Annotated in this window: 14 protein-coding genes; all 14 read left to right on the top strand. The window is 38.2% G+C overall.

Annotation, left to right across the window (positions count from 1 at the left end):
• Positions 1–10: 10 nt before the first annotated feature.
• The 14 genes from E7A03_RS02545 (at position 11) to yqeK (ending at position 14226) form a co-directional block, all read left to right on the top strand.
• A complete protein-coding gene (locus E7A03_RS02545) occupies positions 11–2053 on the top strand; it encodes a DUF5693 family protein (RefSeq protein ID WP_316073636.1) in 2043 nt (680 codons plus the stop codon).
• Positions 2046–3146, top strand: coding sequence for a polysaccharide pyruvyl transferase CsaB (gene csaB, locus E7A03_RS02540; protein ID WP_004693157.1), 1101 nt, complete (start codon positions 2046–2048; stop codon positions 3144–3146). Before E7A03_RS02545 ends, csaB begins: the two co-directional genes overlap by 8 nt.
• Before the next feature lie 33 nt (positions 3147–3179).
• Positions 3180–4016: a transketolase gene (locus tag E7A03_RS02535; protein ID WP_012864276.1), complete on the top strand. Its 837-nt coding sequence runs from the start codon at positions 3180–3182 to the stop codon at positions 4014–4016.
• Positions 4016–4948, top strand: coding sequence for a transketolase family protein (locus tag E7A03_RS02530; RefSeq protein ID WP_156697507.1), 933 nt, complete (start codon positions 4016–4018; stop codon positions 4946–4948). The genes E7A03_RS02535 and E7A03_RS02530 overlap by 1 nt, the downstream gene beginning before the upstream one ends.
• Before the next feature lie 14 nt (positions 4949–4962).
• Positions 4963–5649 carry a cell division ATP-binding protein FtsE gene (gene ftsE, locus E7A03_RS02525; RefSeq protein ID WP_004693165.1) on the top strand — a complete coding sequence of 229 codons (687 nt, stop codon included), beginning with the start codon at positions 4963–4965 and terminating at the stop codon, positions 5647–5649.
• Entirely contained in the window at positions 5639–6526 is an 888-nt protein-coding gene (gene ftsX / locus E7A03_RS02520; RefSeq protein ID WP_012864279.1) for a permease-like cell division protein FtsX, read from the top strand. The genes ftsE and ftsX overlap by 11 nt, the downstream gene beginning before the upstream one ends.
• A gap of 5 nt (positions 6527–6531) precedes the next feature.
• Positions 6532–7713 carry a murein hydrolase activator EnvC family protein gene (locus E7A03_RS02515; RefSeq protein ID WP_391595538.1) on the top strand — a complete coding sequence of 394 codons (1182 nt, stop codon included), beginning with the start codon at positions 6532–6534 and terminating at the stop codon, positions 7711–7713.
• A 1-nt stretch (position 7714) separates the two neighbouring features.
• Positions 7715–8854, top strand: coding sequence for a S41 family peptidase (locus tag E7A03_RS02510; RefSeq protein ID WP_012864281.1), 1140 nt, complete (start codon positions 7715–7717; stop codon positions 8852–8854).
• 17 nt (positions 8855–8871) lie between these two features.
• Entirely contained in the window at positions 8872–10143 is a 1272-nt protein-coding gene (gene obgE, locus E7A03_RS02505) for a GTPase ObgE (RefSeq protein ID WP_316073633.1), read from the top strand.
• Between the two features lie 8 nt (positions 10144–10151).
• On the top strand, positions 10152–10436 hold the full coding sequence (gene yhbY, locus E7A03_RS02500; protein WP_004693176.1) for a ribosome assembly RNA-binding protein YhbY: 285 nt from the start codon (positions 10152–10154) through the stop codon (positions 10434–10436).
• Between the two features lie 72 nt (positions 10437–10508).
• Positions 10509–11630: a glutamate 5-kinase gene (proB, locus tag E7A03_RS02495; RefSeq protein WP_004693178.1), complete on the top strand. Its 1122-nt coding sequence runs from the start codon at positions 10509–10511 to the stop codon at positions 11628–11630.
• Positions 11631–11639: 9 nt separating this feature from the next.
• A complete protein-coding gene (locus E7A03_RS02490) occupies positions 11640–12899 on the top strand; it encodes a glutamate-5-semialdehyde dehydrogenase (protein WP_278471475.1) in 1260 nt (419 codons plus the stop codon).
• A gap of 139 nt (positions 12900–13038) precedes the next feature.
• Positions 13039–13653 carry a nicotinate-nucleotide adenylyltransferase gene (nadD, locus tag E7A03_RS02485; protein WP_278604413.1) on the top strand — a complete coding sequence of 205 codons (615 nt, stop codon included), beginning with the start codon at positions 13039–13041 and terminating at the stop codon, positions 13651–13653.
• A 3-nt stretch (positions 13654–13656) separates the two neighbouring features.
• Positions 13657–14226 (top strand): bis(5'-nucleosyl)-tetraphosphatase (symmetrical) YqeK, encoded by a 570-nt coding sequence (gene yqeK, locus E7A03_RS02480; protein ID WP_118091476.1) that lies wholly within the window; start codon positions 13657–13659, stop codon positions 14224–14226.
• Positions 14227–14234 lie beyond the last annotated feature (8 nt).

Genomic DNA, 14234 nt, shown 5'->3' with positions numbered 1-14234 from the left:
AGGATTTGTCGTGAATCATCGGAACACACAAAAAAGTAAGTACTCATGGATTCTTATACTTTGTATTATTATAGGTCTTTTATCTTCCTTATACTTAGTATTTGAACGCCATCAGATTGAGAAATCTCAAAATCATATTGAAAATATTGTAGACTATGATGCAGTTTTACGAGCCAGCGCCTTTGAAAAGCGTAGTCAACAAGAAGCTTTTGATGCATTACGTAATGCTGGTGTGACTGCTTTTGCTATTTATGATCGCACGTTAGAAAAAGCAAAAGATGCGGGCCAAGTTAAAGTATTAAGCTCTGAAGAGATGGACTCTGTTCGTGTTAATGGCGCTGCGATTAAACCTGGGGCGACTTATGTGGCATTAATTTCAGGTAAAGAAGGTTATTATAAAGAAATTCGAGAGGATTTATACCACCGTATTGGCAAGGACAAGGTGAAAGAGCTTAATACAAGTATTGGTCCTGTTCTTGAATTGTATGGTGCAACAGCAGATAGCTATGCAAAGATGAATCTTGGTATTTCAAAGTTGCAAGCACAAGAGGTTGCAGATCGTGGTTTCAATGTTATCGTTCGTCCAACAAACTATAGAAACATAACATCTGAAGATATTCAATATGTATTTAAACGACTTGAAGGCATTCCTCATGTAACAGGGATGATTTTTGCTGGTAAAGAAGCTCTAGGTGCACCTAATTTAACGGATGAAACATTAGCATTACTAAATAAAAACCATATTACACTAGTTGGTATCGAAGCTGTAAATCAGTTGCAGTATGAGCCACAACAAGGTTTCTTGGAAATGGCGGCCAAAAATAATTATAGTGTAGGTCGTGTGTATACTATCGCTAAAGAGGAGTTAAAGAAAATTACCCCTGAAGAAGCGGCACAACGCTTTTACATTAGTGATATAGAACGAAATATTCGTTTTAACTTGTTTCCGATGTATGAAACAGGTATAAATAATGAAACTGTTTTACAGACTACAATCAACTATATTAATATAGCTACAGAGAAATTGGCTGTAAAAGGTTATGAATTTGGTCCAGCGGATATTTATCCTGCTTATACACCAAATCCATTATTAGTAGTTATTACAATGATCGGGGCTATCGCACTTTTTGTATATGTTCTACAAATGATGCTACCAATGTCTAAGCATACGCAACTTGTGGCCTTTTTTGGCATTTCTTTGGCATCCATTGTTGTATTTATTCTTACAAGTGGTACCTTAATTACTCAAATATGGGCTCTATCTAGTGCTATTATGGCTCCTGTAGGTGCTATGATACGCTTGATGGAAGAGTGGCGCCGTTATGATGGTGCACGTCCATTAGGTGCCATTAAGTCTACTATTCTTGCCTTATTATACCTTGTAATTGCTGCATTATTTGCTGCTATTGGCGGTATGTATATCGCATCTTTATTGGGCAATACGAAATTCTTTATGGAGTTTGCTCTCTTTAGAGGTGTTAAGTTGACCTTTGTTCTGCCAATTATTTTAGTTATTATTGCGTACCTTCAACGATTCCCATTGTGGAACGGCCGCATGATTAATTCCAAAGAAGAAGCGAAAACATTTGTAGTGGAATTCTTAACTATGGATGTTAAATTATATGTATTCTTTATAATAGCAGCACTTGGTGGCGCAGTATGGGTATTTGTTGGCCGTAGTGGACACACTGCAGGTGTTCCTGTACCAGGCTTTGAACTTATGCTACGTCGTTTTCTTGAAAATGCAATGTATGCGAGACCGCGTGAAAAAGAGTTCATTATTGGTCATCCTGCTTTAATGTTAGCTACCTTTGCGTTCATGCGTAAGTGGCCTACAGTAATTCATTTCTTATTAACTCTAGCTGGTGTTATTGGCATTGCTTCAATGGTTGAAACCTTCTGTCATCTTAGAACGCCAGTGTTCATGTCCATCATGCGTGGTTATGATGGTTTGTTAATTGGCGCCCTTTTTGGAGTGCTTCTTATCATCGCAGTACGGTTTATGATGTACGTAACACAATGGTTCCAAGCTAGGGAGGTTGACCATGAGTAATATTGTTATCTCTGGTTATTATGGCTTTGGTAATGCTGGTGATGAGGCTATGCTTTGTGCTATTATCGATGCTATTCGTAAAGAAGAGGCTGACGCACATATTACTGTAATTTCTGGTAATCCTAAAGAGACTAGTAAAAAGCATAATATTAATGCTGTAGGTACATTCTCTGCATTGGGTATCTTAAAAGCAATTGCTCATTCGGATCTTGTTATTAGTGGTGGTGGTAGTTTATTACAAGATGCTACTAGTATTCGCAATACTTACTATTACTTAAGTATTATGGCGCTAGCAAAGTTGCTTGGGAAAAAAGTAATGCTATACTCCCAAGGTATTGGTCCTTTAAATCGTTCATCAACACGTCGTGCCGTTGGATTTGTATTGCGTTTTGTAGATACTATTACAGTTAGAGATTCTATTTCAAAGGATGAACTAGTTTCTTTGGGAATTGAAGATGTAGAAGTTACTGCAGATGCGGTATTGGCCATGCAACCAGCAGATCTTTCAATTGGCTCTCATATTCTGAAAGGGTATATATCTAAAATATCTGAAGCAGATGAACAACGTAAACGAATTGGTGTGGCGGTTCGTAGTTGGAAAGAGGATACAGAGTATAGAGAATCCTTAGCTAATGTATTGAGCAGATTACAAGAACAAGATAATGTGGAAATTATCTTTATCCCTATGTCACATCCTGAGGATACAAAAGAGGCTAAGATCATTGCCAGCTATATGCCGAATGGCGCTATTGTGCTAGAAGGTCCGTTCTCTACAGAGCAACAAGTGTCATTATCTGGAAATGTGGACCTCATGATTGGTATACGTCTTCACGCTTTAGTTTTTAGTTCTTTAATGGGAAAACCAGTTATTGGTATTTCCTATGATCCTAAAATTACAAGCTTTTTACATATGATTGGTCAAGAGCCTATTGGCACAATGACTCATTTGCGTGAAGAAGCCTTATATCAATGGTGTCATAAATTGTTGAATTCTCGTGAGGAGTATCAAGCATCTTATGATCGCATTGAATCATTGCGTGTAGATTCCCAACGCAATGCAGAAATTGCTATTTCATTACTTAAAGATTATTAATATATTGGATTTTATCCAGAAAGTGAGGTCTCTATGGCTACATTAACACAAGATGTTAAACAATTAGTTCAAGAGAAGGCAAAAGCTATTCGCGTTGGTATTGTACAGTCTGTAACGGCAGCGAAATCCGGTCACCCAGGTGGTTCATTATCCATCGCCGATGTGATGGCCTTGTTGTACTATGTTGAGATGAATGTAGATCCAGCAAATCCAAAAGCTCCTAATAGAGATCGTTTTGTCCTTTCTAAAGGTCATGCAGCGCCTGCACTATACGCTACATTGGCTGAAAAAGGTTATTTCCCTAAAGAAGAACTCTTGAACTTACGTAAAATTAATCATATGTTACAAGGCCATCCTGATATGAAACACACACCAGGTGTAGATATGTCTACAGGTTCTTTAGGACAAGGCATTTCTGCAGCTTGTGGTATGGCATTGGCAGGCAAAATTGATAATGCAGATTACCGTGTATACTCTATTCTTGGTGATGGTGAGCTTGAAGAAGGTCAAGTGTGGGAAGCTGCAATGTTTGCTGGTTTTTATAAACTGAATAATTTGACAGCTTTTGTCGATTTTAACGGTCTTCAAATTGATGGTGATATTACTAAAGTTCTTTCTCCATTACCAATTCCAGAAAAGTTCAAAGCTTTCAATTGGAATGTTATTGAAGTTAATGGTCATGACCTTGATGAGCTTCATAATGCTATTGAAACTGCGAAAGCTTTTACAGAAGGCCCAACATGTATTATCATGCATACTGTAAAGGGTAAAGGCGTTGAAGAGATGGAAGGTCAAGCAGGCTGGCATGGTAAAGCACCAAGTGAAGAGCAAGGTGTAGCCTTTGTTAATGAAATTATGGGGGTGCAATAATGGGTAAAGCAACACGTGAAGCATATGGTAATGCGCTAGCTCGCATTGGTAAAGAGAATACTAATATTATCGTACTAGATGCGGATTTATCCAAATCTACCAAAACAGACACATTTAAAGCTGTGTGCCCAGAACGTTTCTTTAACGTAGGTATTGCAGAGCAAAACTTGATTTCTGTTGGTGCTGGACTTGCAGCGGCAGGTAAGATACCATTTGTATCATCTTTCTCCATGTTTGCTACAGGACGTGCATTTGAACAAATTCGCAATGCTGTATGCTATCCTAAATTAAACGTGAAAGTATGTGCTACACATGCGGGCATTACTGTTGGTGAGGATGGTGCAACGCACCAAAGTTTAGAGGATATTTCCTGTATGCGTACATTGCCAAATATGACTGTAGTGGTACCTGCTGATGAGCGTGAAACAGAGGCTGTTATCGAATGGGCTGCATCTTATAACGGCCCAGTATACGTTCGTTTGGGGCGTGCTGGTGTAGATGATGTAACAACAGAAGGCTACTCATTTGTGCCAGGTAAATCTACTATTTTGGTAGATGGTTCTGATGCTACAATTATTGCTTGTGGTGCATTAGTTGGACCTGCTGTAGAGGCATCTAAAACTTTATCTGAATCTAATATATCTGCACGTGTTATTAATATGGCATCTATTAAACCTATTGATGCTGAAGCAATTATAAAAGCCGCTGCGGAAACTGGTGCTATCGTTACAGCTGAAGAACATAATATTATTGGTGGCCTCGGTTCTGCTGTATCTGAAGTAGTAGTATCTAATAAGCCTGTACCTATGGAATTCGTTGGTGTCCAAGATACATTTGGGGAGAGTGGAACACCAAAAGAACTAATGGCAAAGTATGGCTTAACTGCCAATGATATTGTAGAAGCCGTAAAACGTGTAATCGCTCGTAAATAATCAAAGGGGATCCCATGATTGAATTTAAGAATGTTAGTAAAGTCTATGATAATGGTTCTGTTGCATTAGACGATGTGTGTTTAACCATTAACGATGGTGAATTTGTTCTCGTTTGTGGTCACAGTGGTGCAGGGAAATCAACATTATTTAAGTTATTAACGCATGAGGTAGTGCCAGATGCTGGTACTGTCATTGTTGATGACTTTGATGTTACGCGTATGAAGCGCAGTAAAATTCCTAAATTGCGGAGAAAGCTTGGCGTTGTATTCCAAGACTTCCGATTATTGCCTAATAAAACGGTAGCAGAGAATATTGCTTTTGCTCTTGAAGTTATTGAAGAAAAACCAAAAATCATTAAAGAAAAGGTGAGTCATGTATTAGACCTTGTTGGTTTATCTGAGAAGGCTAATGACTTACCAGAGGATCTTTCTGGCGGGGAACAACAACGTGTTGCTATTGCGCGTGCAATTGTTAATCGCCCAACAGTATTAATTGCTGATGAACCTACTGGTAACCTTGATCCTGATACTAGTAAGGATATTGTTGAATTGTTTAAGCATATTAACAATTTCGGCACTACCGTTATTATGGTTACCCATAATATGGATCTTGTTTCATACTTGAATAAACGCGTTATTCGTTTAAAAGACGGCCGTGTTCAAAGTGATAATATGAGAGGTGCAGAAATTAATGAAGCCTAGAACGATAAAATACTATTTTAAAGAAGCACTGAAGTCTATGAAACGTAATGGACTTATGACATTAGCGTCCATTTCTACAGTGGCTTTATCCTTATTTATGCTCGGTGTATTCCTTTGTGGTGTCATTAATTTGAATAACATGGCATCTAGTCTAGAAAATCAAGTACAGTTAAGTATTTACTTAAAGGATGGTTTAACAACTGATCAAATTATGGCAGTAGGAAAGCAAATTAAGGCTATACCTAACTTAAAGCATTTAGAATTTGTTAATAAAGAGCAAGCTATGAAGGAGTTCAAAGAACGCCTTGGTGATCAGCAACAATTGGTGAATGCTTTAGGTGATGTAAATCCGTTGCCTAACTCGTATGTGTTAACCTTTGATAATCCTAGCGATGTAAAAGCAACTGCAAAATTAGCTACGACATTCCAAGGCGTAGAAAGTACACATTATGGTCAAGATATTGTAGAAGAGCTTTTCCGCATTACGCAAGTAATTCGTATTGGTGGGATTGTATTGATTGCTTTCCTAGCAGCTGCAACACTATTCATCATTTCAAATACAATTCGGTTGACTGTATTCGCACGTCGTAAAGAAATTGCAATCATGAAATATGTAGGTGCTACTAATGGATTTATTCGTTGGCCATTTTTGATTGAAGGGATGTTGTTAGGCTTAATTGGTGCTATCATTGCCGTTCTTTGCGTTGGTGAATTTTATCACTTCATCACACTGGAAGTTTCTGAATCATTAGCATTCTTCCCTTTAGTACCAATGTTCCCATTCTTCTATGATGTAGCCCTTTATATCTTAGGTGGCGGCATAGTAGTAGGTGCTATTGGTAGTACTATTTCTTTGAAACAATACATGAAGGTGTAATGTTTATGAATAATAGTATATTTAAATCTCGCTTCGTAGCGGCAATTTTGACTGGTATAGTGGTATTGGGAACACCATTATACATCGTTGCAGAGGACGAAGATTTAACAAATCAACTTGATTCAATTCAACAACAAGTTAATCAACAAAATGCTAAAAAGGCAGATGCTGAAACTGTTATAGTCAGTGTATCCGAACAGTTACGTCAAATCGAAGAACAATTACGTCAGGCTCAGCAACAATTGGATTCTATTCAACAACAACGTATATCTGTTGAAAATGATATTACAGTGAATGAAAAATTACTTGCTGAAGCACAAAAGCGACTAGAAGCGCGAGAAGTCGTATTTTATAAGCGTGTACGTGATATTTATATTAACGGTCGTTTAAGTTACTTAGATGTAGTTATTGGATCTAAAGATTTTACAGACTTTGCTAATCGTTTAGAAATTTTAAAACGAATTATTGATTCTGATATTAAATTAATTGAGGAAATCAAAAAAGAGCGCGCTGAAATAGCGGCTCGAAAGCAAGCACTAGAACAGTCTCGTGCAAAACTAGTTGAGATTGAAAAAGCAGCTGCGGCAAAACGAGCTGAAATAGAGCAAAAGAAGAAAGAACGTGAGGTAGTTCTTCAAAAGGCTCAAAATGATCGTGCTACAGCAATGCAAGCAGTAGAAGAATTAAATGCATCTTCTGCACAGATTACAGCGTTATTGAAAGCACGTCAAGCAGAGCGTGCCGCTGCTCGTGCTGCGGCAGCGGCTCAACAATCTTCACCAACTTACTCTTGGGTACAAGGGTCTGGTCAACTTGGGTGGCCTGTAAGTGGTGAAATTACCTCTCCATATGGCTATCGTACACATCCGATTTGGGGCACTACAATTTATCATTCTGGCATTGATATTGGTGTTGATGAAGGTACACCTGTTCATGCTGCAGATGGTGGTACTGTTGCTTGGTCGGGTTGGATGGGTGGCTATGGTTATGCCGTAGTTATCGATCATGGTAATGGCATGTCTACTCTTTATGGACATAATTCTGAACTTGCTGTCTCTGAAGGGCAAGATGTGGGTAAGGGTCAAGTTATTGCCTATGCTGGTAGCACAGGCAATAGTACAGGGCCACATGTACATTTTGAAGTTCGTATAAGTGGGGATCCTGTGGATCCTATGGGATATTTATAATATGAAATTTGATACACGTACGGTGTTATGGAGTCTATTGAAATATATAGGCTCTGGCATCGTTATTATGTGGCTTACATTTTGGTACCTTTCCGGTTCATTCTGGGGTCTGCCAAGATTATTTATAGCCTATTATACTGCGAGTCAAGTTTTTATGACACCTATGGCTAAAAGTACCCTTTATGATGGTATGCTAAAGGGGTTAATTGACTCTTTGGGAGAACCGCATAGTGTTTATTTAAATGCAGAAGAATATAAGTCCATGAAAATGCAAACATCTGCAACATATGCTGGTGTCGGTATGGTCCTTGGTACTGATGATAAAGGTCTATATGCTGTTAGCGTTATGGAAGACCAACCAGCTTTCAAAGCTGGAATTAAACCTGGAGACCACATTATTGCTATCGATGGACAATCTACTACTGAAATTCCGGTAGAGGAAGCATCTTCTCGTATTCGTGGCGAAGCAGGTACTACTGTAGCTCTTGATATTGAGCGTAATGGTGAAAAGTTGCATTTTGATATCACTCGTGAATCCATTGTTTTGCCTACTGTTAAAAGTAAAATGCTAACTAGCACAGTTGGGTATATTCGTATTAGTCAGTTTGCAGAAAATACCGCAGAAGATTTTGCCACTCAATATAAAGAGCTTCAATCTCAAGGTATGAAGGCCCTTGTCTTGGACTTACGAGATAATCCAGGCGGTTTATTATCTACTACTGAAAAGATATCTAACTATATTATGCCTCCAGGTACACTCGTAACAGTACAAAATCGATCAGGTAAAAAGGATACTTATAAGTCAGATGGACCTGATGTAGCTATGCCATTGGTTGTTTTAGTTAATAAGGGCTCTGCTAGTGCATCAGAAATCATAGCAGGCGCTGTTCAAGATCGTAAATTAGGCACTATCGTAGGTACTAATACATATGGTAAAGGTACCGTTCAAACTATTTTCCCTAGTTTAGATGATGAAGGAATTAAAGTAACTATTGCTAAGTACCACACGCCAAGTGATCGTGTTATTGATGGAACAGGTATTAAACCTGATGTAGAAATCGATTTACCAAAAGGTGTACATCCATCTAGTACATTAGATGATATTCAAATTAAAAAGGCATTAGAGCTATTACAGCAATAATGCATAGGAGTTAAATTATGTTTATAGATAGAGCGCGTGTCTTTGTTAAAGCTGGTGACGGTGGGGATGGTATGTCCAGCTTCCGTCGAGAAAAATACGTGCCAAATGGCGGCCCTAGTGGTGGTGATGGTGGTAAAGGTGCGGATGTTGTTTTTAAAGCTGACAAGAATATTAATACGCTTGTAGACTTTAGATATAAACGTCAGTTTAAGGCACCAGCTGGCGGTAATGGTGAAAGCTCTAATAAGCACGGTCGAGGTTCCGATCCTCTTATCATTCCAGTTCCATTGGGTACAGTAATTAAAGATGAGGAAACAGGAAAAATCTTTTGCGACCTTGTTAACGATGGCGATACCTTTGTTATTGCCAAAGGTGGTCGTGGCGGCCGTGGCAATGCTCGATTCCAAACTAGTGCTAACCGTGCACCAACCTTTGCAGAAAAGGGTGAACCTGGTGAAGAATTCTGGTTACAATTAGAGCTTAAAGTATTAGCTGATGTAGGTTTATTAGGTTATCCATCTGTTGGTAAATCTAGTATTTTGCGAAAAGTATCTAAAGCTCAACCAGAGGTGGCAGCATATCACTTTACTACACTAACACCAGTACTCGGGGTAGTTACAATTTCTGGAGATCGTAGCTTTGTTTTGGCCGATATTCCGGGCCTTATTGAAGGGGCTAGTGAAGGTGTAGGTTTAGGTCACAATTTTCTACGTCATGTTGAACGTACGAATATTTTAATTCATGTTTTAGATGTATCTGGTATGGAAGGCCGAGACCCTAAGGTCGACTTTGATGCGATTAATGAAGAGTTACGTAAATACTCTGAAAAATTGGCTAATAAGAAACAAATTGTAGCTCTCAATAAGATCGATATGGTCTTTGATGACACGACGATTCCCGAAAGGAAAAAATATTTTGAAGACAAAGGCTATGAAGTATTTCTCATTAACGCCTTAAGTGGTGAAGGTTTGTCAGAGCTTATGGAACGAGCTTACTACTATGTAGAAAACTACGAACCAGAGCCTGAAGCAAATGATGATACAGTTGTATACGAAGCAAAACAAGATGTAGAATTTGTCATTACTCGCGGTGATGATGCTGCTTTCTACATTACTGGTAAACGTATTGAACGATTAGTAGCTATGACAAATCTTGACGATGATCAATCTCTTCGTAGATTCCAACGCATTTGGCGCTTTATGGAGCTTGATGCAAAATTGAAGGAAAAAGGTTGTAAAGACGGTGATGAAGTTGTAATCGGCGATCAGCGCTTTACTTTCCAAGAGTAGGAGTAATAATGACAGGAAAACAAAAACGGTATTTACGTTCATTGGCGGCTACAATACCACCAGTTGTCCAAATTGGTAAAAATGGTTTAGAGGATAGTGTTATAGATAGTGCTCGTGCAGCGATTACAGCACGTGAACTTATTAAGGTTAAATTACATAATAATAGTCCTGAAGATAAGACAATTTTTCAAGACTTAGCAGATATGCTTGGCGCTGAATTAGTTCAAGTGATTGGCTTTAATGGTGTTTTATATAAAGCTAAAAAAGAACCTAAAATCATTTTGCCAAAATAATTTTATAATCTAGTAAATCATAAAAATCTGTATACATCGTAGTTAAGAATTTCAACCTTAGGAGGTTAGTCTATGCGCAGCGCTATCGTTAATGCAAAACGAATTGTAGTCAAAGTTGGTAGCAGTACGCTTTGTTACACTAACGGACATTTAAATTTGGAGCGTATTGAAAGATTAGTGCGCCAATTATCAGATTTGGCTAACCAAGGTAAAGAGATTATTCTTGTTTCCTCTGGTGCTACTGGTGCAGGTCTTGCCCCTTTAGGCTTTAAAGAAAAGCCTAGAGATCTCGTATTAAAACAAGCAGCTGCTGCAGTAGGTCAAGGTATTCTCATTCATATGTACGAGCGCATGTTCCGAGAATATGGTCGCACCGTAGGGCAAATTCTTTTAACGAAAGAGGATAGTACTGGACGACATAGTTATCTTAACTTGCGTAATACATTACATACTTTATTGCAACTTAACGTTATTCCTATTATTAATGAAAATGACGTGGTTGCTATCGAAGAATTTAAAATCGGTGATAACGATACATTATCTGCTACTGTTGCAGGTATTGTAGATGCAGATTTACTTATCATTTTGTCAGATATTGAAGGCTTATATACAGCTAACCCAGCCACCAATCCAGATGCTACTTTGATAGAAACTGTTTCTGAAATTAACGATGAAACCTATGCTATTGCAGGTGGTGCTGGTTCTAATATGGGAACGGGGGGTATGTATACAAAAATTAAAGCTGCTCATATGGCAACAAATTCTGGTGTACCAATGGTTATCACCTCAGGTGAAGTAGAGGATTCTGTTCGTCGTGTATGTAAGGGTGAACAAATTGGGACACTCTTTGAAGCCCATGATGCAAGTTTATCTGGTAAACATCATTGGTTGGCTTTTGGTAAACGATTAAAAGGATCCATTACGATTGATGACGGGTGTGCTCGCGCTGTTTTAGATAAGGGTGCTAGCATTCTGCCCGCTGGTATTATTGAAGTAGAGGGGACTTTTGGACCTGGTGATACAATTTCCATTTATCATGATCATAAGGAAATTGGTCGTGGACTTATTAATTATAGTATTGATGATATGAAGGCGATTAAAGGTCACAATACAAATGATATAGCCGAGATTCTGGGTATTAATACGACCTATGATGAGGCTGTACATCGTAATAATCTAGTTTTATTACACTGAGGAAATCCTATGAACCAGTATGAAAAAATTTGTAAAGATATGGGCCAGAGAGCTAAAACGGCATCTTTTGAATTAGCCCAACTCGACCAAGAAACTTTAGATTCTGCATTGTTAGCAATTGCTGATGCTGTAGAAGCACAAACAGATGAAATTATGGCGGCTAATGAGTTAGACCTAGAAAAATCTGTTGACTATAATTTACCTCGAACTATGATAGATCGATTGGCTTTGACACCTAGTCGCATTGCTCAAATGGCAGAAGGGGTGCGTCAAGTGGCTGCTCTTGAAAGTCCTGTAGGTTCCATTATAGAAACAATCACTCGGCCTAATGGTTTGATTATTGAAAAGCGATCAGTACCTTTTGGTGTTATTGGTATCATCTTTGAAGCCCGTCCAAATGTAACCATAGATGCAGGTGTTCTTTGTTTAAAGACGGCAAATGCTACAATTTTACGAGGTGGTAAGGAGGCATTTCACACGAATCAAATCATCGTGTCTATCATGCGGGATACCTTAGAGTCGTTAGGTATTAATGGTGACTCTATTCAACTCGTTGAGGTGCTTGATCGAGATCTGGTTGGAGTACTTTTACAACAACGGGAATATATTGATGTAATCATTCCACGTGGGGGTGCTGGACTTATTCGTCGTGTTGTAGAAGATAGTAGCATTCCTGTTATTGAAACTGGCAGCGGTGTATGTCATACCTTTGTTGATGAATTTGCTGATTTAGAGATGGCTTTAGAAATTGCAGTCAATGCTAAAGTTCAACGTCCATCTGTATGTAACTCTATGGAAACCTTACTAGTTCATCAAGCTGTGGCTAGAGAGTTTTTACCACGCCTTAATATAGCACTACTAGAATATGGTGTTCGTATTCATGGTGATGAGGCTGTAGCTCAATATATGGAGAATACAATTCCTTTAACAGAAGAGTCTTTCAGCACAGAATACAATGATATGGATTTAAATGTGCGTATCGTTGAAAATCTTGAAGAAGCTATTGATCATGTGAATCGGTATACTACACATCACTCTGAGGCTATTATCACAGATGAACCTATGCGTGCTAATGTATTTATGAATTTAGTAGATTGCTCTACTGTGTATCATAATGCATCTACACGTTTTACAGATGGCTTTGAGTTTGGTTTTGGTGCTGAGATTGGCATTAGTACACAAAAACTCCATGCTCGAGGCCCTATGGGGTTACAAGCTTTAACATCTTATAAATATTTTGTATTTGGGGAAGGCCAAGTACGGACGTGAAGAAACTATATTATTTTATAAGGGCATACTTCAGATATCTTCAAACACCTAAGGGCCGATATGAATGGATATCCTATGGAAAGGCATTGCTCTTATTCATCATTATTTGTGTCATTGTCATTAAGGGAGTGACCGCATTATGGTAGAAAAACGTCGCATAGGTATAATTGGTGGAACATTTAATCCCATTCATTTAGGTCATCTCATGATCGCAGAGGTGGCTTGTGAAAGTTTTAATTTAGAAAAAGTTATCTTTGTACCTGCTCGTATTCCACCGCATAAGCAACATGATGTGATTGATAGTCATCATCGGTATGCTATGACGGCGGCCGCAGTTTCAGATAATCCAAATTTTGAAATTTCTGATGTAGAGATGCTCCGAGAAGGTCCTTCGTATACCGTAGATACGATTCAATATTTTAAAAAACTATATGGTCCTACTGTTGAATTTTATTTTATTGCAGGGACTGATACTATTCGTGCATTACCGACTTGGAAATTTATAGATGAACTTATAGATGAGGTTCATTTTATTGGAGCTACTAGGCCAGATGGATCAAGTGCTATTGATTCTACTTTGGATGAGTTAGGATCTAAAGCACGTGAAAAAATACATGTTATGGAAGTGCCTGAAATGAAATTGTCTGCTACGTATTTACGAGAGCGCTTACGGTCTGGAAAGACAGTTCGTTATATGTTGCCTAAATGTGTAGTAGATTATATAGAAGAAAACCATATATATGGGAAGGAATAAATGATGTTATCGTTTGATGAAATACAACATAGGGTAAGCCAATGGATGGGGAAAAAACGTTTTAAGCATACCCTGGGTGTTGTTGAATCTGCAACTCAGTTGGCTAAACTTTATAATGTTGATGTAGAAAAAGCACGATTAGCGGCATTACTACATGATTGTGCTAAAGAAATGCCTTTGAAAGAGATGCAAGATTTGGTGAAGGAGAATAATTACAAAGCTGATGAAGAATTATTAGCCAATGGTAATCTTTTACATGGATTAGCAGGTATGATTCGAGCTAAACTTGAGTTTTCTATAACCGATTCAGAAATTTTAGAAGCTATTCGTGTTCATACAACTGGTAAGGTAGGGATGTCCACATTAGATAAAGTTATATTCTTAGCAGATTATATTGAACCCAATCGTCATTTCCCAGGTGTTGATGAACTTCGAAAGGTAGCTAAAGAAAATCTCGATAGAGCTGTATTGCTTGGTTTTGACAATACTATTAATCACCTTATTGAGCAACATCTTTCTATTTATCCTTTGACCATTCTTGGTCGTAATGATGTATTAAAATCTTGTAAATAATGGAGTTT

The sequence above is a fragment of the Veillonella parvula genome (assembly GCF_032472435.1).
Taxonomy (GTDB): domain Bacteria; phylum Bacillota; class Negativicutes; order Veillonellales; family Veillonellaceae; genus Veillonella; species Veillonella parvula_N.
This window is presented reverse-complemented; position numbering and strand designations above follow the sequence as displayed.